The sequence below is a fragment of the Agrobacterium sp. S7/73 genome (genome assembly GCF_019355535.1).
In the GTDB taxonomy this organism is placed as follows: Bacteria; Pseudomonadota; Alphaproteobacteria; order Rhizobiales; family Rhizobiaceae; genus Agrobacterium; species Agrobacterium tumefaciens.
This window is the reverse complement of record NZ_CP072136.1, coordinates 1883510-1902049: the sequence shown is the minus strand read 5'-3', so window position 1 is coordinate 1902049 and position 18540 is coordinate 1883510. Positions and strand designations below refer to the sequence as shown.

At 59.8% G+C, this 18540-nt stretch carries 20 protein-coding genes; 12 read left to right on the top strand and 8 right to left on the bottom strand.

Annotated elements, in window-relative coordinates; all coding sequences use genetic code 11:
* Positions 1–114 precede the first annotated feature (114 nt).
* Together J5276_RS09395 and alr are read right to left on the bottom strand one after the other, a co-directional pair.
* Complete coding sequence (locus J5276_RS09395) at positions 115–288, bottom strand: hypothetical protein (protein ID WP_174005625.1); 174 nt, start codon at positions 286–288, stop codon at positions 115–117.
* Positions 289–357: 69 nt separating this feature from the next.
* A complete protein-coding gene (gene alr, locus J5276_RS09390) occupies positions 358–1533 on the bottom strand; it encodes an alanine racemase (protein WP_112154967.1) in 1176 nt (391 codons plus the stop codon).
* A gap of 86 nt (positions 1534–1619) precedes the next feature.
* Here alr and J5276_RS09385 point away from each other — a divergent pair, with 86 nt between their 5' ends.
* The 3 genes from J5276_RS09385 (at position 1620) to J5276_RS09375 (ending at position 3573) form a co-directional block, all read left to right on the top strand.
* On the top strand, positions 1620–2477 hold the full coding sequence (locus J5276_RS09385) for an AraC family transcriptional regulator (protein WP_162632956.1): 858 nt from the start codon (positions 1620–1622) through the stop codon (positions 2475–2477).
* A 92-nt stretch (positions 2478–2569) separates the two neighbouring features.
* Positions 2570–3274: an AzlC family ABC transporter permease gene (locus tag J5276_RS09380; protein WP_112154966.1), complete on the top strand. Its 705-nt coding sequence runs from the start codon at positions 2570–2572 to the stop codon at positions 3272–3274.
* Complete coding sequence (locus J5276_RS09375; protein WP_003512357.1) at positions 3271–3573, top strand: AzlD family protein; 303 nt, start codon at positions 3271–3273, stop codon at positions 3571–3573. Before J5276_RS09380 ends, J5276_RS09375 begins: the two co-directional genes overlap by 4 nt.
* A 91-nt stretch (positions 3574–3664) precedes the next feature.
* On the opposite strand, the gene J5276_RS09370 is transcribed toward J5276_RS09375, so the two are convergent.
* Entirely contained in the window at positions 3665–5161 is a 1497-nt protein-coding gene (locus tag J5276_RS09370) for a replicative DNA helicase (protein ID WP_003512358.1), read from the bottom strand.
* A 57-nt stretch (positions 5162–5218) separates the two neighbouring features.
* On the opposite strand from J5276_RS09370, the gene J5276_RS09365 reads away from it, so the two are divergent.
* From J5276_RS09365 to J5276_RS09350, 4 genes are read left to right on the top strand one after another with little or no spacing between them, the layout of a single operon-like run.
* Positions 5219–5431, top strand: a complete 213-nt coding sequence (locus J5276_RS09365; RefSeq protein WP_127966030.1) for a hypothetical protein — start codon at positions 5219–5221, stop codon at positions 5429–5431.
* 40 nt (positions 5432–5471) lie between these two features.
* A complete protein-coding gene (locus J5276_RS09360) occupies positions 5472–5927 on the top strand; it encodes a MarR family winged helix-turn-helix transcriptional regulator (protein WP_003512359.1) in 456 nt (151 codons plus the stop codon).
* Positions 5924–7624 (top strand): MFS transporter, encoded by a 1701-nt coding sequence (locus tag J5276_RS09355; RefSeq protein WP_162632957.1) that lies wholly within the window; start codon positions 5924–5926, stop codon positions 7622–7624. Before J5276_RS09360 ends, J5276_RS09355 begins: the two co-directional genes overlap by 4 nt.
* Positions 7625–7642: 18 nt before the next feature.
* Entirely contained in the window at positions 7643–8710 is a 1068-nt protein-coding gene (locus J5276_RS09350) for an HlyD family secretion protein (RefSeq protein WP_003512361.1), read from the top strand.
* 270 nt (positions 8711–8980) lie between these two features.
* Here the strand turns inward: J5276_RS09350 and rplI are convergent, their stop codons facing one another.
* The 5 genes from rplI to J5276_RS09325 all read right to left on the bottom strand — a co-directional run bounded on the left by rplI (position 8981) and on the right by J5276_RS09325 (position 12792).
* A complete protein-coding gene (gene rplI / locus J5276_RS09345; protein WP_003512362.1) occupies positions 8981–9556 on the bottom strand; it encodes a 50S ribosomal protein L9 in 576 nt (191 codons plus the stop codon).
* A 14-nt stretch (positions 9557–9570) separates the two neighbouring features.
* Positions 9571–10545 (bottom strand): hypothetical protein, encoded by a 975-nt coding sequence (locus J5276_RS09340; protein WP_025592960.1) that lies wholly within the window; start codon positions 10543–10545, stop codon positions 9571–9573.
* 188 nt (positions 10546–10733) lie between these two features.
* Positions 10734–10982 carry a 30S ribosomal protein S18 gene (rpsR, locus tag J5276_RS09335; RefSeq protein WP_003496832.1) on the bottom strand — a complete coding sequence of 83 codons (249 nt, stop codon included), beginning with the start codon at positions 10980–10982 and terminating at the stop codon, positions 10734–10736.
* Between the two features lie 13 nt (positions 10983–10995).
* Complete coding sequence (gene rpsF / locus J5276_RS09330) at positions 10996–11457, bottom strand: 30S ribosomal protein S6 (protein WP_003512373.1); 462 nt, start codon at positions 11455–11457, stop codon at positions 10996–10998.
* Positions 11458–11748: 291 nt separating this feature from the next.
* Entirely contained in the window at positions 11749–12792 is a 1044-nt protein-coding gene (locus J5276_RS09325; RefSeq protein ID WP_112154965.1) for an aldo/keto reductase, read from the bottom strand.
* Between the two features lie 223 nt (positions 12793–13015).
* Here J5276_RS09325 and fabD point away from each other — a divergent pair, with 223 nt between their 5' ends.
* The 5 genes from fabD to mltG all read left to right on the top strand — a co-directional run bounded on the left by fabD (position 13016) and on the right by mltG (position 18479).
* Positions 13016–13960: an ACP S-malonyltransferase gene (gene fabD / locus J5276_RS09320; RefSeq protein WP_111783178.1), complete on the top strand. Its 945-nt coding sequence runs from the start codon at positions 13016–13018 to the stop codon at positions 13958–13960.
* A 99-nt stretch (positions 13961–14059) separates the two neighbouring features.
* Positions 14060–14797, top strand: coding sequence for a 3-oxoacyl-[acyl-carrier-protein] reductase (fabG, locus tag J5276_RS09315; protein ID WP_003512379.1), 738 nt, complete (start codon positions 14060–14062; stop codon positions 14795–14797).
* A gap of 350 nt (positions 14798–15147) precedes the next feature.
* Positions 15148–15384, top strand: coding sequence for an acyl carrier protein (locus J5276_RS09310; RefSeq protein ID WP_003502080.1), 237 nt, complete (start codon positions 15148–15150; stop codon positions 15382–15384).
* A 246-nt stretch (positions 15385–15630) separates the two neighbouring features.
* The gene (gene fabF / locus J5276_RS09305; protein WP_065661575.1) at positions 15631–16893 is read left to right on the top strand and encodes a beta-ketoacyl-ACP synthase II; all 1263 of its coding nucleotides are present in this window, start codon (positions 15631–15633) and stop codon (positions 16891–16893) included.
* A 365-nt stretch (positions 16894–17258) separates the two neighbouring features.
* Positions 17259–18479, top strand: coding sequence for an endolytic transglycosylase MltG (mltG, locus tag J5276_RS09300; protein WP_003512383.1), 1221 nt, complete (start codon positions 17259–17261; stop codon positions 18477–18479).
* Positions 18480–18540: the final 61 nt, after the last annotated feature.

Genomic DNA, 18540 nt, shown 5'->3' with positions numbered 1-18540 from the left:
CTCGTCAACACGAAAGAAGATGACGCGCTCACGATAGGCAATACTTCGAAGCCCGGCCCATGGTCTTCGGCAAGATCGCGCCTTGCCCGCGTGGTCCAGATTGGGGTCCGGATTTTAATGACCGGTCCCCGTTTTTTGCTGCACGGAAACGCGTTTGATATCGCTCAGGAAGACGTCTTGTGAGGCATAGCGGTGAACCCGGCCTGCTTCAGCGTCGCTATAGACACCCTCAGCCACCTGCTCTCCGATGAAATTTTCGTCCTGCTCGCTCAAATGGATTTCGGGCATTTCGATCTCCTTTTGTTCTCTTTTAGCACAGGTCGCTTCCGCTTTCCAAGAGCTAAAGACAGACGTGGTTCAGTCGTCAGCCATCAGATATTGCCGCTCGTAGCGCAAACCAAGCCCCGTCAGCATTTCGTAACCGATGGTGCCGGCGGCGCGCGCCACCTCATCGAGCGGCACTTTCGGGCCGAAAAGCTCGATATAATCGCCGGTGCGGACAGCGTTTGCCGGTATGTCCGTGATATCGAAAATAGTGAGATCCATGGTTACACGACCGGCGACCGGCGCCTTGTGGCCGTTGACTACGCCGTAAGCACCGCCATGGCCCATTTCGCGCAATGGAATGCCGGAACCGGAAAGCGACCGCTGGTATCCGTCCGCGTAACCAACGGAAGCGATGGCAAGGCGGCTCGCCCGTTTCAGCAAATAGGTGCCGCCATAGCTGACTGTCTGGCCTTCGCCGGCCTCGCGAATCTGGATGATCCGCGCTTCGGCCCTTGCGACGGGCCGCATCGGGTTTGCCACATCGTTGATTGCCTCGCCGCCGTAAAGGGCAATGCCGGGGCGGGTGAGATCGAAATGATAATCCGGTCCCAGAAAGATCCCGGCAGAGGCGGAAAGGCTTGATTCGATTCCTTCGAAAGCGGCGCTAACCTTGCGGAATGATTCGAGCTGGACCTTATTCATGGGCGAAGACGGCGTGTCGGCGCAGGCGAGGTGGGAGAGCACCAGAACCGGATCGAAACTCGCAGGCCGGGTCACGTCGTCTGCCAGAAACAGCGCGTCGTCCAGCGGCAGGCCAAGCCGGTTGAAGCCGGTATCCACATGCAGCGCGCAGGGGTGTTCGCCGCGTTCGGCAACTGTCGCCATCCAGAAGGAGAGCTGTTCCTCCGAGGCCAGAACCGGCACGAGATCATTGTCGAAGACCTGACGCTCCTGGCCCTGCCAGATGCCTGACAGCACGAAGATGCGCGCTTCCGGTGCATAGGATCGCAAGGTCGCACCTTCGGACACCGTTGCCACGAAGAAGTCGCGTGCGCCGGCATGGTAGAGCGTCGCGCCGCAATCCTCGATACCGAGCCCGTAGGCATCTGCTTTCACGACAGCCGCCGTCCGCGCCTTGCCGGACCGCTTTTTCATGTCGCGCCAATTGTCGGCAAGCGCGCCGAGATCGACGGTCAGCCTCAGCGGCGCATGTTCGAAAGCGTCGGTTTCGTGTTCGGAAAATGTGTCTTCGAAGTCGTCTGTCATGCCATGCGTCCGGTTGATTTGGAACCGGTTCGGACCCTAGCACTTTTGTTCAAGACGGTAATGACCGATTGGTTTAAAGTCGTTCTATGCACAATGTTTCGCAGGAACAGGCCATAGACGTCATGCCGGTTGCAGCGGCGGAAACGACGCGTTTCTGGCGCGACCCGCGTTTTGGCGGCATGGAATGTCTGAGCGCGACGTTCCTGACACATGAATATTCGCCGCACGCGCATGATACCTTCTCGATCGGCGCGATCGAAAGCGGCTCGCAGATTTCCACCATTCAGGGCACCAGGGAACAGACCGGGCCGGGGCATCTCTATCTCATCAATCCGGACGAGATTCACGATGGTGCGCCGGGTGGCGGCGGTTATCGTTATCGGATGATCTATCCCGACGCAGCGCTGCTGCGTGATATTATCGAGGATGTGACGGGCAGGGCTTTCCACGGAATGCCGTCCTTTCCAAAGTTTCTGCCGCGTGATCCGCAGATGGCCGCTGCTTTTCAGATAGCGCATCGCAGGCTGGAGGCCAAGTCCGGCGCTCTTGAGGCAGACGAGGGCATGTTCTCGGTTCTGACGGCACTGTTCGGCAGGCATGGCAGCGCCATTATCCTGGCCGTTGAAACCCGCGCGAAGACGGCGGTCCATACCGCCCGCGACTATCTCTCCGATAATTACGAGACCGATATCGGCCTTGAGGAATTGGCGTCCATCGCTGGTCTCAGCCGCGCCCATCTCATCCGGGCCTTCCGTAAGGAGTTCCACATCACCCCGCATGCCTATCTGACGGATGTGCGCATAAGGCGCGCGCGCCGTCTTCTGCGTTCCGGCGAAATGCCGGCCGAGGTGGCTGCGCTGTGCGGTTTTGCCGATCAGGCGCATTTTACGCGGCATTTCAAGGCGCGCACCGGCGTCACGCCGGGACAATTCCGGACGGCGTGATTTTGGTGGCCATTCCGAAGCGCAACGTCACTTTCATTCAAGACTGGAAAAACTTGCAGGCGTAATCGCATGTCTCTGAAAAGGAGAATGCAATGTCCGTGCTGGAAAAACGTGCAGAGCTTGGCGCAGGCCTGAGAGCTGCGGCACCCCTGCTGGTCGCCATGGTGCCGATCGGCGCCGTGTTCGGTGCAGTCGCGGTCGGCAAGGGATTGTCGCCGCTGGAAGCCTCGCTGATGTCGATTCTCGTCTTTGCAGGTGGCTCGCAATTCGTCGCCCTGGATCTGTGGACCCATCCGGCAAGCTGGAGCGCGCTCGGTTTTGCCGCGCTGCTGGTCAATCTTCGCCATGTGCTGATGAGCGCTTCCATCGCTGGCAAGCTCGATGATTTTACCGGCTGGCGAAAATATGCGGCCATGCTGGTGCTGACGGACGAATCCTGGGCGCTATCGGAATTCAGGGCAGTTGCCGGCAGGCTGACGGCCGCATTTTTCACCGGCGCTGCGCTGCCAATCTACCTCGTCTGGAACATCGCCACGCTCACGGGCGCGCTTTTAGGCTCGGTGATGGGCGACATGACGGTCATCGGTCTGGACTTCGCTTTTCCGGCCGTGTTCATCGTGCTGCTGATGGGGTTCTGGAAGGGCAGGGAAACGGGCCTGGTGCTGCTGGCAAGCGCTGCCGCCGCCTTTGTCACGCACGCGCTGGTCCCAGGCGCCTGGTACATAGCCGCCGGTGCGCTTGCGGGGCTTTCCGTCGCAGCCTTCGGCTGCGAGGACGAGGCGGAGCAGCCTGCATGACGCTTGATACGAACACCCTGCTGGCGATCCTCGCCATGATGGCGGCCACCGTCGCTACGCGTCTTGGGGGTCTGCTGCTGGTCAACCATTTCACCCTGACGCCGCGTCTGAAAAAAGCGCTCGGCGTGGTTCCGCCTGCGGTCTTGATGGCTGTGGTGACGCCAACGGCATTCTCAAGCGGAATGGCGGAAACAATCGCCTGCGCGGTGACGGCAGTCGCGGCACTCCGCCTCAGCCTGCTCCCAGCCGCAACGCTCGGCGTCGTCACCGTGGCGCTTTTGCGCGGAATCGGATTGTGAGGCAATCCCGCCAAAGTTCTGAAAAGATTCCTCAGTTTCGATTTAGAGCAGGCAGGGCGAAACGCTGACCCGGTTCCGCCCTCGGTTTAGATCAATGCTCTTCGTACTGGCTGAAGCTCGGGTCGGCCAGATCCGCGAAGCGGGTGAATTCGGACTGGAAGGCGAGTTTCACCGTGCCGGTGGGTCCGTGACGCTGCTTGGCGATGATGACGTCCGCGGTGCCTTTCACCTTGTCGAACAGGGCCTCCCACTCGGCATATTTCGGATCGGAAATATCGCGCGGCTCCATGTTCTTGACGTAATACTCTTCACGGAACACGAACAGCACCACGTCGGCGTCCTGCTCGATCGAGCCCGATTCACGCAGGTCGGAAAGCTGCGGGCGCTTGTCTTCACGGCTTTCCACCGCACGGGAGAGCTGTGAAAGCGCGATGATGGGAACATTGAGTTCCTTGCCGAGCGCCTTAAGGCCCGTGGTGATCTGGGTGATTTCCTGCACGCGGTTCTCACCGCTTTTGCCGGCGCCGGTCATCAGCTGAATATAGTCGACCACCAGGACGTCAAGACCACGCTGGCGCTTCAGTCGACGTGCACGGGCGGAAAGCTGGGCGATGGAGATACCACCGGTCTGGTCGATGTAAAGCGGCACCTTCTGCATCATCTGGGAGCAGGCGACGAGCTTCTCGAAATCGGCCTCGGTAATGTCACCGCGGCGGATTTTCGAGGAAGACACTTCCGTCTGCTCTGAAATGATACGGGTTGCCAGCTGTTCGGACGACATTTCGAGCGAGTAGAAGCCGACGACGCCGCCGTTTTTCGCCTTGAACGAACCATCAGGCTGTACTTCCTGATCGTAGGTCGCGGCGATGTTATAGGCGATGTTGGTGGCAAGCGAGGTCTTGCCCATACCCGGACGACCGGCAAGTACGATAAGGTCGGAACGCTGCAGGCCGCCCATGCGGGCGTCGAGCGAGTGGATGCCGGTGGAAATGCCGGAAAGATTGCCGTCACGCTCGAAGGCGGCGCCCGCCATGTCGATCGCCAGCGCCACCGCATCGTTGAACGACTGGAAGCCGCCATCGTAGCGGCCGGTTTCCGCCAGTTCGAACAGGCGGCGCTCGGTGTCTTCGATCTGCGCCTGCGGCGGCATGTCCAGCGGCGCATCATAGGCGATGTTGACGACATCCTCGCCGATCTGGATCAGCGCGCGGCGCAGCGCCAGATCGTAAATCGCCCGGCCGTAATCTTCCGCATTGATGATCGAAACGGCTTCTGCCGCCAGACGCGCCAGATATTGCGCCACCGTCAGGTCGCCGACCTTATCGTCTGCGGGCAGGAAGGTCTTGATGGTTACCGGATTTGCGGTCTTGCCCATGCGGATGATGTCGCCCGCCACTTCGAAAATCTTGCGGTGCAGCGGTTCGTAAAGATGCACGGGCTTCAAGAAGTCCGACACGCGGTAATAGGCGTCGTTGTTAACGAGGATGGCGCCCAGCAGCGCCTGTTCGGCCTCGATATTGTTCGGCGCCTCGCGGTAATGCGGTTCCGCCGGTTGCGCGGGGGTGATCTTTCTCACAGCGTCGTTCATGGTTTGCACGATCTCCCTTTGCCTTGCCACTACACTTCGGGTTTGGCTTCCTTGGCCATGGCAGTCAATGATATTGTTGCAACACTCTATGGCAGCCTGACGTCCTGTCTGCGAAGCTGGATCACATCTTCAGTTGTCCCCAGCAATCCACAGGCGGGTGGGGACAAGGTGCGGGAAATTCCCGGCAACGTGATTCGCTGCCATGAGTTTATCGCATGGCAGACCCGACGTGAAAGAAACTTGAAAATCGGCAGGCTTCCAAATAAATAGGCAGAAAATAAGTAGTGTGCTAATTATAAGGCTTGCTGACATGTCCCGCGAAACCGACAAGGAACAGCTTCTGGACGAGGTGTCCGCCTTCACCCGCAAGCTGCGCGCATTTTTTGACGCGCGGGTAGGGGAAAGCGGCCTGACTCTGGCGCGTGCGCGTGCGCTTTTCGCGCTGTCGCGACGTGGGCCGCTGACCCAGACGGAGCTTGCCGAGGAAATGGAAATCGAAACGCCGACGCTGGTGCGCGTGCTTGACGGCATGGAGAAACAGAACCTCATCGAGCGCCGCTCCGACGAAACCGACCGCCGTGCCAAACGCATCCACATGACGGAGGAGGGCGAGAAAACCTCCGAAACGGTGCAGGCGGTGGCAAAATCGCTCCGTTCTGAAATCGCCGCCGATGTTTCCTCGCAGGATCTGGCGATGGCGCTGGATGTCATGCGCAGGCTTTCGGCCAATCTGCAAAATCTGGCAAGCGGGAGGGCGCAATCGTGAGTACCGTGGTGCCGCAAACGGCAGATGAGACCGCCTCTGAAAATGCCGACGTGACGGTAAAGCCGGCGGGCGCGCCGGAATCTGCTGCTGCGGCCGCCGCGCCGCAACCGGTGGAGCGGCCAGTGTGGCTGCGGCTGTGTTTCATCTTCGCGGGCCTGGCGTTCTTCATCACCCAAGGATTGGGCATGAACCTCGTCATGGCCAATCTATACCAGTTGCAGGGCGAATTTTCCGCCACGGTGGCCGAGGTCGCCTGGCTTTCCGCCGCCTATATGGCCCCCTATGCCACGTTTTCCATCGCGCTGTTCAAGGTGCGAACGCAATATGGCCTGCGGCCCTTTGCCGAACTTTCGATCATCGTCTTCGTCGTCGCCTCATGCCTCAACCTGTTCGTGACAGATTTGCATTCGGCGATCGTCATCCGCTTCCTCAGCGGCATGGCGGCGGCACCTCTTTCTTCGCTCGGCTTTCTCTACATTCTGGAGGCCTTTCCGCCGGCACGGAAATTCTCGCTGGGCTTCAGCATCGCGCTCACCGGAACCTTGCTGTCTGCACCGCTCGCGCGCATCGTCTCGCCTTCCTTGCTGCAAATCGGCGGCTGGAATGCCCTCTACACGATGGAAATGGGCTTCGCGCTGATCTCGCTCGCCTTGATCTACCTGTTGAAAGTCACGCCGCCGCCGCGGGCGAAAGTCATCGAGCGCACGGATATTCTGAGCTACCTTCTGTTTGCGGGTGGCCTTGGCTGTCTTGCGGTCATGCTCACGCTTGGCCGGTTTTACTGGTGGTTCGAAACATGGTGGCTGGGCGTGCTTCTGGCCACGTCGATCACGCTTCTCACGCTGATGGTCGTCATCGAGTTGCCGCGCAAGAACCCGCTGCTTGACCTGCGCTGGATTTTTTCGAAAACCAACCTGCATGTCATAGCGGTCCTTCTCATCTACCGTGCAGTTTCCTCCGAGCAATCCTCGACGGCGGTGAGTTTCTACCAGCAGCTTGGCCTTTTGAACGACCAGACGATCACGCTTTATGCTCTGGTGCTTTTGGCGACGGTTCTCGGCGGTGCGGCCTGTGCTTGGCTGATGCTGACGAAATATGTCGATACCGCTCATGTGATTGCGCTTACCCTGATTGCGGCCGGCGCTTTTCTGGACAGCCAGTCCAACAATCTGACGCGGCCAGCGCAGATGTATCTGAGCCAGATGATGATCGCCTTCGGTGCGGCCATGTTCCTGCCGCCCGTTATGGCAAAGGGGTTCGCTGCCGCACTTGCGCGCGGAGCGCCCTATCTGGTGAATTTCATCACCATCTTCCTGTTCACCCAGATCACCGGATCGATGTTGATGACCGGGCTGCTCGGCAGTTTCGTGACGCTGCGCGAAAAATTCCATTCCAATATTCTGGTGGAAAATATCCTGCTCACCAACCCATTGGTCGCCCAGCGCGTGTCGCAACTTTCCGGCGCCTACAGCCACGTCATCACCGATCCGGCGCTGCTGAAGGCCGAGGGGCTTTCCCTCCTTGGCCAGCAGGTTACCAAGGAAGCCTATGTGCTCGCCTATAACGATACGTTCCTGTTGATTTCCACCGTTGCGGCGCTGGCGCTCATGGCGCTTTTGCTCCACCTTGCATGGCTGCGCATCCGTCCCCGCTTTTTCCGGGACAATGTCGATGCCGCGCCGGCGCCACAGTCTTGAACCTCCAAGAGTGATAATATGCTGAAGAAGATTTTTACCCCCGTTTCCATTCTCGTTCTGCTCGGTGGCCTCGCCGGCGTCGCGCTGGTGCTCTATGCATGGCGCCTGCCGCCATTCCTTTCCACCGTCGAAATGACCGACAACGCCTTCGTGCGTGGTTACGTGACGACGATGAGCCCGCAGGTGAGCGGTTATGTCGTGGATGTGCCGGTGAAGGACTATCAGGAGGTCAAACAGGGCACGTTGCTGGCGAAGATAGACGACCGCATCTACCGCCAGAAGCAGGCGCAGGCGGGAGCCGCGCTGGATACGCAAAAGGCGGCATTGGACAATTCCCGCCAGCAGGAAAACGCCGCCAACGCCAATATCCGTTCCAGCGAGGCGGCTGTCGATAGCGCGCAGGCATCTCTGAAACAGGCGCAACTGGCATCAGACCGTCAGGACAACCTCATCAAAAGCGGTGCCGGCACCTCCAGCCTGCAGGAAGAGGCGCATGCTGCGCTTGAAAAGGCGAGGGCATCGCTCTCGCAGGCGAAAGCGGCACTTGAGGTCTCGCGGCAGGATTTGCAGACGATCATCGTTAACCGCAGTTCCCTGCAGGCCGCTGTCGCCAATGCCGAGGCTGCGGTCGAACTCGCCAGGATCGATCTCGACAATACCGAAATTCACGCGCCGGTGGACGGCAGGCTCGGCGAAATCGGCGTGCGCACCGGTCAGTATGTGACGGCCGGAACGCAGTTGATGGCGGTTGTGCCGCATGATGTCTGGGTCATCGCCAATTTCAAGGAAACCCAGCTCGCGGGCATGCAGGTCGGCCAGCCGGTGACGATCTCGGTGGATGCCCTGCATCGCCGCAAGCTCAACGGCCGCGTCGAGCGGTTCTCGCCCGCAACGGGATCGGAATTCGCTGTCATCAAGCCCGACAATGCCACCGGCAATTTCGTGAAGATCGCCCAGCGTCTCGGCGTGCGTATCGCAATCGACGCCGATCAGCCGCTGGCAGCGGATCTGTCGCCGGGCATGTCGGTGGTCGTGCATGTGGACAAGAGCGTGGCGCCTGAGGGGGCGGAGACGGCGGCGAGGTAGTCTGGCTATTGGAGTATGCCGAGAGGCGCCCCCTCTGTCCTCCCGGACATCTCCCCCACAAGGGTGGAGATCGAATTGTGGCTTGCGCTCGACAACCTCAACGTTGCGGCTATTAGCGATGTGGGATCGCCCTGCTGATCTCCCTCCTTGTGGGGGAGATGCCCGGCAGGGCAGAGGGGGGGGTAACCTCTCCGCACACTCCAGTCACAAAACCAAAAAAACCCCGGATGTCGCCATCCGGGGTTTTCCTTATGACCACAAGGCCAAATCTTATTCGTCGTCGTCGTTGCCGTCAGCTTCCGGATCGAAGAAGTCTTCCGGACGCAGGGCGTCTTCGTCAACGCCGTAGATGGCGTCGGCGGAGGTGAGGCTTTCGCCCTTGGACTGACGCTCGGCTTCTTCGGCAGAACGGGCAACGTTCAGCTCGACCTGAAGCTCGACTTCGGCGTGCAGGTGCAGGGTAACGTTGTGCAGGCCGATGGTCTTGATCGGCGTGTTCAGTTCAACCTGGTTGCGGCCGATGTTGAAGCCTTCGGCGCCGAGGATTTCAACGACGTCGCGAGCAGCAACAGAACCGTAAAGCTGACCGGTTTCGCCAGCCGAGCGAACGACGATGAAGGACTTGCCTTCGAGTGCTTCGGCAACCTTCTGGGCTTCCGACTTGCGCTCCAGGTTACGGGCTTCAAGCGTTGCGCGCTCGGTTTCGAAACGGGTCTTGTTGGCGGCGTTGGCGCGCAGCGCCTTGCCCTGCGGCAGCAGGAAGTTACGTGCGTAACCGTCGCGAACCTTTACGGTTTCGCCCATCTGGCCGAGCTTGTTGATGCGTTCGAGAAGAATAACGTCCATCTTCTTGATCCTTTCTATGTGTTGGTTTCGTTCGTATTGTCAGTTTTCCGCGTTGGGGTGAGGGAGATCGTGCTGCGCACGTCGCTCAATCCCAAAACGAGAATGATAAGCAGCGGGAAGACAAAGACCGCCGAGAGATAGGCGAGGATGAGAACCGGCAGACGCCAGTCCTTTCCACGCGCGCGTTTGTGCAGCGAGGCGTAACCCGCCATCAGGAAGCCCGCACCGAAGGTGCCGCAGACGACTGCGCCGACCATCGCGGCGACGCCCCCGAAGAACATGGCGACGATGCCACAGAGAAAAACGAAGATGGCGTTGCGGTGCATGCGCAGTGCGGAAGGAATGTCCTCGCGTGGGCGAAGACCCTTGCCGAAGGAACCGACCAGCCGGGCCGCGAAATAATAGGCAGCAAACAAAAGGATGACCCACAGGCCGCCCTGAACGATCGGCAGCATCAGAACCAGCAGCGACTTCGTCTGCGCCAGTGCCTCGACATTGGGTTCGAACAGCGGTTCGCGGCTCTGCACGGAGGTCATCATCAGATCGACCATGCGCGCGACGAGATCGGGACCGTAACCGATCATCCAGCCGAGAATGACGACGGCAACCGAAACCAGAAGGCAGAGATGCAGGACGATGCCGGACAGCGGATACCAGGCAAGCAGGTCATCCGGGCCGCCGAGTTCCGAGGCCGGGCGCGCCAGATTGGCAAGATGCGAAAGCCAGCCCGCCGGGATCAGCGTGAAGATCGCAATGGTCAGCGAGAAAAGCGGCGATATGACGAGCGCGCCGATGATAGCCGTGGTGATGATCGCAACGACGGCTGCGCGATTGCCCCAGCCCATGCCGGCGATGAAGATGGGCATGGCGGAACCGGCGTAAAGCAGGAAGGAAAAGGACGACTGTGCCGTTGCGCCAAGCGTTAGAAACGCGGCGCATATGCCGGCGAGAACGCCGGTGATCAGCACTGTCTGGTTCAACTTTTGCACTTCGCTGTCCTGCTGGAAACTTGAGCAGTTAGAGGACCGGTCCAATCAGGATCGTCGTCCCCAACATGGGTTTTATGGTATCGATCCGCGCCCAACGCGGAAGGATTTGAACTCGCAACCTACTGATTAAAAGTCAGTTGCATCGTGGAAGACGAGGCCGCGCCAAAGCGCGGCCTCGTTTCAAATCATTACGCTACGACGTAAGGCAGCAGGCCGAGGAAACGGGCGCGCTTGATCGCCTGGGCGAGTTCGCGCTGCTTCTTCTGGGAAACGGCCGTGATGCGGGAAGGAACGATCTTGCCGCGCTCGGAAATGTAGCGCTGCAGGAGACGAACGTCCTTGTAGTCGATCTTCGGAGCGTTTGCGCCGGAGAAGGGGCACGTCTTGCGACGGCGGTGGAACGGGCGGCGTGCCTGGGAAGAGGATGTATCAGCCATTGGTCAATTCTCCTTATGCACGGTCTTCGCGCGGACGGCGCGGACGGTCTTCGCGGTCGCCGAAGCCACCTTCGCGCGGTGCGCGGGGACCACGATCTTCACGCGGGCCACGATCCGGACGGTCGCCATCGCGGCGCGGACGGTCGTCACGGTCGCGCTTCTGCATCATCGCGGACGGGCCTTCTTCGTGGGCTTCGACGGCGATGGTCATGTAGCGAAGAACGTCTTCGTTGATGCGCATCTGGCGCTCGATTTCGTGGATCGCAGGCGCCGGAGCGTCGATGTCCATGAGAGCGTAGTGAGCCTTGCGGTTCTTCTTGATGCGGTAGGTGAGGGACTTCAGACCCCAGTTCTCGACGCGTCCGACTTTACCGCCGAACGATTCGATAACGCCCTTGTACTGCTCGACAAGTGCGTCGACCTGCTGGGCAGAAATATCCTGCCGGGCAAGGAAGATGTGTTCGTAAAGAGCCATTTAAGCTTTGCCTTTCTTGCGTTTCGTCCTTCACCCGGCAACGGCGCTAAGCCTCAACGACTGCTCCTGGTTAGGCTGCGAAGCCTTAAAGCAAGAAAAGCGTTGTTCGAGACGGTCGAGAGCGGAGACACGGGAGGCCGGAAAAACCTTATGGTTCCTGCTGTTTCGTTACCGAAACCAGCCCTCCGTTCAGCCACCAGCCAATTGGACCGGGTGTTGTGAACAGCGCGCTTATACCCATTTTTGCCCGGAATGCAAGGACCGGAGGCGAAAAAGCGCGCTGCGCTGTCGTCAGATCGGCATCGGATATTGCCGATGGATCGCCGCAATACCCTTCAGCACCTCTTCCGATAGCGCCACATCGGCTGCTGCGATATCCACCTTCAGCTGCTCCATGGTCGTTGCGCCGATGATGGCGGAGGCCATGAAGGGGCGTGTCAGGCAGAACGCGATGGCGAGCTGTGCCGGATCGATGCCGTGTTGTGCGGCTAGCTCCAGATAGGCCTTGACCGGCGCTTCCTGATGCGGCTGCAGGCGACCGCCGAGGTCCTTGTTGATGGTGCCGCGCGAGCCCGCAGGGCGTGCGCCGTTCTGATACTTGCCGGTGAGCAGCCCCGCCGCCAGCGGCGAGTAGGCCAGCAGGCCGACATCTTCGTGATGCGCGACTTCCGCCATGTCGAGATCGAAGCTGCGATAGAGCAGGTTATATTCGTTCTGGATGGTTGCGACGCGCGGCAGGCCACGGGCCTCGGCAATATCGATGTATTTCTGCGTACCCCATGCGCTTTCGTTGGAAAGGCCGATAGCGCGGATCTTGCCGGCCTTTACCAGCTCGCCGAGCGTGTCGAGCTTTTCGGTGATCTCGGCAAGCGTGCGCTCCTTTTCCTGACCGGAAGCATCAAAGGTCCAGGCGCCGCGGAAGTGATAGGTGCCGCGGTTCGGCCAGTGGATCTGATAGAGGTCGATGTAATCCGTCTTCAGGCGCGTGAGGCTGGTATCTACTGCCTCGCGGATGGCGCTCGCATCGATATCGCGCCCGCCGCGAATATAGTCACGCCCGGAACCGGCGACCTTGGTGGCGAGCACGACCTGGTCGCGCTTGCCGGTCTTTTCGAACCATGTGCCGATATAGTCTTCCGTCCGTCCCTGCGTTTCGGCGGAAACGGGGGTGGTGGGGTAAAGCTCGGCCGTATCGAAGAAATTGACGCCGTTCTCCAGCGCGTAATCCATCTGCGCATGCGCTTCGGCTTCAGTGTTCTGCGTGCCCCACGTCATTGTGCCAAGGCAAATTTCGGACACGGAAATGCCCGTGCGGCCCAATAGTCTCTGTTTCATGGAAATGTCCCGGTGCTTGGCCAGATATTTTGAAAGGTGGCATGAAAGTAATGGGGAATTGCCGCAGTGCAAGAAAAAATATGATGAAAAGAAAGGGGAAAATAGATCGGCAAAACCGCGTCGATGGGGTGCCGAAGGGCTTCAAGCCTTGACTCCGCAGGCCGGAATGTGAATGGAAGTCGAAAAGAATAAAGGCAAGGCCAGACAAGAAGGACCACATCCCATGGGTATTGCATTCACATTTCCCGGTCAGGGAAGCCAGGCCATCGGCATGGGCAAGGAACTCGCCGATACCTATCCGGAAGCACGGGCTGTGTTCCAGGAGGTCGATGACGCGCTCGGCCAGAAGCTTTCCGACATCATGTGGAATGGCCCGGAAGAAACGCTGACGCTGACAGCCAACGCCCAGCCGGCGCTCATGGCGGTGTCCATGGCGGTCATGCGGGTTCTGGAAGCGCGGGGCCTGAAGCTCTCCGACGCCGTCTCTTATGTCGCTGGCCATTCGCTCGGTGAATATTCCGCGCTCTGTGCTGCCGGCACCTTCTCGATTGCCGATACCGCACGGCTTCTCCGCATCCGCGGCAATGCCATGCAGGCTGCCGTGCCGGTGGGCGAGGGCGCGATGGCAGCGATCATCGGGCTGGAGCACGATGCTGTTTCGGCAATCTGTGAAGAGGCTTCCATTCTCGGCGTCTGCCAGATTGCCAACGACAATGGCGGCGGCCAGCTGGTCATTTCCGGCGGCAAGGCGGCTGTCGAGAAGGCGGCTGCGATCGCTTCCGAAAAGGGCGCCAAGCGCGCCATCATGCTGCCTGTTTCCGCGCCCTTCCATTCCGCGCTGATGGCGCCGGCGGCGGAAGCCATGCGCGAGGCGCTGGCGGCTGTCGAAAAGAATAATCCGGTCGTGCCTGTTATCGCCAATGTGCGCGCCGCCCCCGTTTCCGACGCCAATGAGATCGCCGCTTTGCTGGTCGAGCAGGTGACGGGCCAGGTGCGCTGGCGCGAGACGGTGGAATGGTTCGCCGCCAACAATGTGACGCAGCTTTACGAGATCGGCTCGGGCAAGGTGCTGACGGGTCTTGCCCGTCGCATCGACAAGACGGTGAACGGCGTTGCCGTCAACGGCGCTGCCGATATCGACCAGCTTCTCGCCACTCTTATCGGTTGAGACGGGCTTCGCCCCGCATCGGCTTTTTGTTTTACGGTAATTCCCGATGCAATTCCGCTAAAAGGCTTTTGCGGAATTGCTCTAAAGAAGGAACGGAACATGTTTGATCTGACAGGCCGCAAGGCTCTCGTAACCGGCGCGACCGGCGGCATTGGCGAGGAAATCGCCCGCCTTCTGCACAGCCAGGGCGCAACCGTCGGCCTGCACGGCACGCGCGTTGAAAAGCTCGAAGCCCTGGCGGCGGAACTTGGCGACCGCGTCAAGATTTTCCCGGCCAACCTTGCCGATCGTGCCGAGGTCAAGGCGCTGGGCGAAAAGGCCGAGGCCGAGCTGGAAGGCGTGGACATTCTCGTCAACAATGCCGGGATTACCAAGGACGGCCTGTTCGTGCGCATGAGCGACGAGGACTGGGACAACGTCATCGAGGTGAACCTGACCGCGATGTTCCGCTTGACGCGTGAACTGACGCATCCGATGATGCGCCGCCGTTTCGGCCGCATCATCAACATCACCTCCATCGTCGGCGTCACCGGCAATCCCGGTCAGGCGAACTATTGCGCCTCCAAGGCCGGCATGATCGGTTTTTCGAAGTCGCTGGCACAGGAAATCGCCACCCGCAACGTCACCGTCAACTGCGTGGCGCCCGGCTTCATCGAAAGCGCGATGACCGGCAAGCTGAACGACAAGCAGAAAGACGCCATCATGGGTGCCATTCCCATGAAGCGCATGGGAACGGGCGCCGAAGTCGCTTCGGCCGTACTTTATCTGGCTTCCAATGAAGCTGCCTACATGACCGGCCAGACCTTGCACGTCAATGGCGGCATGGCGATGATCTGACGCCACCTGAAAGGCGTCTTGAAACGATTGCGGCGCTGTTTCTGCACCTTGTTTGGTGTCGGGCGCCGCAAGACCCTCCATGCCGGTTTCCGGCGAAATTGCCTGTCATACGTTGTGCTTAGCGCGTTTTCAGGCTTTTCGACCGGTTGAAACCGTGTTAATCGGGCCAAGACTGTGAACAGTCGTCCCGGAGAGACAGGAAGCCGTTGCGATTTTGCGCGACGATGTCTAGCTTGGACCGGGTTGAACGGGTTTGCCAGCAGTGCCGGATTTGAACGGCGCATGAGGGCTTCTAACAGGGCAGGGTGCCGTAAGGCATTCCCTTCAAAATAAAGGTCGAGGAAACCGACATGAGCGATATCGCAGAACGCGTAAAGAAAATTGTAATTGATCATCTGGGCGTCGACGCCGACAAAGTTGTTGAAGGCGCAAGCTTCATTGACGATCTGGGCGCTGATTCGCTCGATACCGTTGAACTGGTCATGGCTTTCGAAGAAGAATTCGGCGTCGAGATCCCAGACGACGCAGCTGACTCGATCCTGACTGTTGGCGACGCTGTCAAGTTCATCGAGAAGGCCCAGGCCTGATCGACCTGTATTGGGGAGGAGTAACAACCTCCCGTCTTGGCCCGGCTTGTCCGGGCCAATATTTTATCGTGAAACAGAACGCGCCCGAAAGACGTGCGTCCTGACGAATGCATAAGTTTCCGAACCGGCTCCGGCCTGCGGAAGATTATGCGGACATTCAAAATGGTGCAGCGCCTGTTCCCGCCATTCCATGGTGTGTGGCGTTGCAAAAAGACCGATGATTTGGATAAGGGCGGAGCGTTGGCGATGAGGCGTGTCGTTATCACCGGTACCGGCATGGTATCTCCTCTTGGATGCGGAACGGAAATCACCTGGGAACGGCTGCTTGCCGGCCAGAACGGTGCCCGTCTCGTGACTGAGTTCGAAGTCGAAGACTTGCCCGCAAAGATTGCCTGTCGCATTCCCGTCGGCGATGGCTCTAACGGCACGTTCAATGCCGACGACTGGATGGAACTCAAAGAGCAGCGCAAGATCGATCCGTTCATCCTTTACGGTGTGGCCGCCGCCGACATGGCGCTTGCGGACGCCGGCTGGCATCCCGAAACGGACGAGGACCAGATCGCCACGGGCGTTCTGATCGGTTCCGGCATCGGCGGTCTGGAAGGTATTGTCGAGGCGGGTTATACGCTGCGCGACAAGGGCCCCCGCCGCATTTCTCCATTTTTCATTCCCGGCCGTCTGATCAACCTGGTTTCCGGCCACGTCTCAATCCGTCACAAGCTGCGCGGTCCGAACCACGCCGTAGTGACGGCTTGCTCGACCGGTGCGCATGCCATCGGCGATGCTGCCCGGATGATTGCGTTCGGCGATGCTGAGGTCATGGTCGCAGGTGGTGCCGAATCGCCGGTCTGCCGCATCGCGCTTGCCGGCTTTGCCGCCTGCAAGGCGCTTTCCACCCAGCATAACGACGATCCGCAGAAGGCATCGCGTCCCTATGACCGCGACCGTGACGGTTTCGTCATGGGCGAAGGTGCCGGCATCGTCGTTCTGGAAGAGCTGGAACATGCCAAGGCGCGCGGCGCAAAGATTTATGCCGAAGTCGTCGGTTACGGCCTTTCCGGTGATGCCTATCACATCACCGCACCGTCGGAAGATGGCGATGGCGCGTACCGCTGCATGGCGATGGCGCTGAAGCGCGCCGGCCTCACGCCTGACGATATCGACTACATCAACGCCCACGGCACCTCCACCATGGCCGATACGATCGAGCTTGGCGCGGTCGAGCGGCTGGTTGGTGACGCGGCGTCGAAGATTTCCATGTCTTCCACAAAGTCGGCCACCGGCCATCTTCTCGGAGCAGCTGGCGCTATCGAGGCGATTTTCGCCACGCTTGCGATCCGCGACAACATCGTTCCGCCGACGCTGAACCTCGACAATCCCGACGTGGAGACGAAGATCGATCTGGTGCCGCACAAGGCGCGCAAGAGGCAGGTCAACGTCGCCTTGTCGAACTCCTTCGGGTTTGGCGGCACCAACGCCTCCCTCGTACTGCGTCGCTACGAAGCATAAATCACGACGAAAACCCGGCGCCGCAAACCGCCTAAAGCGGTGCGGCTCCCTCCCGCCGGGTGCCTGAGAGCGCTCTTCTTTGAAGAACGCATTGCGGCTCGCGAAAGCCATTTCGATTTTCGCGCCGATATTGTAGTCGTTTACGGAAGACGGTTTGCCGGTTTCGGAATGATTTCCTGCTGCGGGTGAATTTCCCGCCGCAGATGGCTTTCCTTGACCGGCTTTGCCGGAAACGACGATTCGTGAAGGAGGACAATGAGGTCTTCACGATGTCTCTATGTGGTGCAGGAAGGCATTCCGAACCTGTTTTTGCCGCATTACCTGCGCAAAAAGCGCTGACAACGCCGAACTGAAAAGGACCGACGGTGAGCGACACGAACCAGAACAGCCAGGGACCATACGGACGAGACGGCGCGGGTGAGGGCAATCGCGGCCCGATCATCCCGAAATCCCCGACCGAAGCGCTTCGGCCGGAAAAAGTGCCGGCTCCACCGAAGCGCTCCCGCAAGGCCCATGGCCAGCTGGTGATCTTCCTGAATTTTCTGATGACGCTTGCGGTTGCCGTCTGTGTGCTTGCTGTCGCAGCCTTCTATTACATGATCAATGCGTTCCAGGAGCCCGGTCCGCTTCAGACGAACACACATTTCACGGTGCGCAACGGCGCAGGCCTCATCGAGATCGCCAATAATCTCGAGCGCAATGACGTCGTATCCAATGCCCGTGTCTTCCGCCTGATGACGGGCAGCTACCTGCAGAAGGACCAGACGCTGAAGGCGGGCGAATACGAAATCAAGGCCGGCGCATCGATGAAGGATATCATGATGCTCTTGGAGTCGGGCAAATCGATCCTTTATTCCGTATCGTTGCCGGAAGGTCTGACCGTCAAGCAGATGTTCGCGCGGCTTGCCGCCGACGAGGTGCTGGATGGCGAATTGCCCGCCACCCTGCCGCCGGAAGGCAGCCTTCGCCCCGATACCTATCGCTTTACCCGTGGTACGAAGCGTGAGGAAATCATCAACCAGATGAGTGCGGCGCAGGAGAAGCTGATCGACATGATCTGGGAACGTCGTGACCCCGACCTGCCGATCAAGACGGTCGAGGAATTCGTGACGCTCGCCTCGATCGTGGAGAAGGAAACCGGCAAGGACGACGAGCGCGCCCATGTCGCTTCGGTGTTCTACAACCGGCTGAAGAAGGGCATGCGCCTGCAATCCGACCCGACGATCATCTACGGTCTCTTCGGCGGCGACGGCAAACCGTCCGACCGTCCGATCTACCAGTCGGACCTGCAAAAGCAGACGCCGTTTAACACCTATGTCATCAAAGGCCTGCCACCGTCTCCCATCGCCAATCCGGGCCGGGCCGCACTCGAGGCGGTTGCCAACCCGTGGCGCACCGATGACATCTACTTTGTTGCCGATGGCACCGGCGGCCATGTGTTTGCAAAGACGCTGGACGAACATAACGCCAATGTGCGCCGCTGGCGCAAGATCGAGGCCGAAAAAGCGGCTTCCGGCGCCAATCCCGATGTTGTCGTGGATGGTCAGCCCGGCGGCACCGAGGCGGAAAAACCGGCCAATAACTGATAGTTCTGACCGGGCCTTGTCATCACAAGGCCCGGTTTTTTGCACGGCATGATGGGGGCTT

Excerpts from the sequence above, each read along its gene's own strand:
- J5276_RS09395 (WP_174005625.1), bottom strand. The coding sequence starts at position 288 with ATGCCCGAAATCCATTTGAGCGAGCAGGACGAAAATTTCATCGGAGAG.
- alr (WP_112154967.1), bottom strand. The coding sequence starts at position 1,533 with ATGACAGACGACTTCGAAGACACATTTTCCGAACACGAAACCGACGCT.
- J5276_RS09385 (WP_162632956.1), top strand. The coding sequence starts at position 1,620 with ATGCACAATGTTTCGCAGGAACAGGCCATAGACGTCATGCCGGTTGCA.
- J5276_RS09380 (WP_112154966.1), top strand. The coding sequence starts at position 2,570 with ATGTCCGTGCTGGAAAAACGTGCAGAGCTTGGCGCAGGCCTGAGAGCT.
- J5276_RS09375 (WP_003512357.1), top strand. The coding sequence starts at position 3,271 with ATGACGCTTGATACGAACACCCTGCTGGCGATCCTCGCCATGATGGCG.
- J5276_RS09370 (WP_003512358.1), bottom strand. The coding sequence starts at position 5,161 with ATGAACGACGCTGTGAGAAAGATCACCCCCGCGCAACCGGCGGAACCG.
- J5276_RS09365 (WP_127966030.1), top strand. The coding sequence starts at position 5,219 with ATGGCAGTCAATGATATTGTTGCAACACTCTATGGCAGCCTGACGTCC.
- J5276_RS09360 (WP_003512359.1), top strand. The coding sequence starts at position 5,472 with ATGTCCCGCGAAACCGACAAGGAACAGCTTCTGGACGAGGTGTCCGCC.
- J5276_RS09350 (WP_003512361.1), top strand. The coding sequence starts at position 7,643 with ATGCTGAAGAAGATTTTTACCCCCGTTTCCATTCTCGTTCTGCTCGGT.
- rplI (WP_003512362.1), bottom strand. The coding sequence starts at position 9,556 with ATGGACGTTATTCTTCTCGAACGCATCAACAAGCTCGGCCAGATGGGC.
- rpsR (WP_003496832.1), bottom strand. The coding sequence starts at position 10,982 with ATGGCTGATACATCCTCTTCCCAGGCACGCCGCCCGTTCCACCGCCGT.
- rpsF (WP_003512373.1), bottom strand. The coding sequence starts at position 11,457 with ATGGCTCTTTACGAACACATCTTCCTTGCCCGGCAGGATATTTCTGCC.
- J5276_RS09325 (WP_112154965.1), bottom strand. The coding sequence starts at position 12,792 with ATGAAACAGAGACTATTGGGCCGCACGGGCATTTCCGTGTCCGAAATT.
- fabD (WP_111783178.1), top strand. The coding sequence starts at position 13,016 with ATGGGTATTGCATTCACATTTCCCGGTCAGGGAAGCCAGGCCATCGGC.
- fabG (WP_003512379.1), top strand. The coding sequence starts at position 14,060 with ATGTTTGATCTGACAGGCCGCAAGGCTCTCGTAACCGGCGCGACCGGC.
- J5276_RS09310 (WP_003502080.1), top strand. The coding sequence starts at position 15,148 with ATGAGCGATATCGCAGAACGCGTAAAGAAAATTGTAATTGATCATCTG.
- fabF (WP_065661575.1), top strand. The coding sequence starts at position 15,631 with ATGAGGCGTGTCGTTATCACCGGTACCGGCATGGTATCTCCTCTTGGA.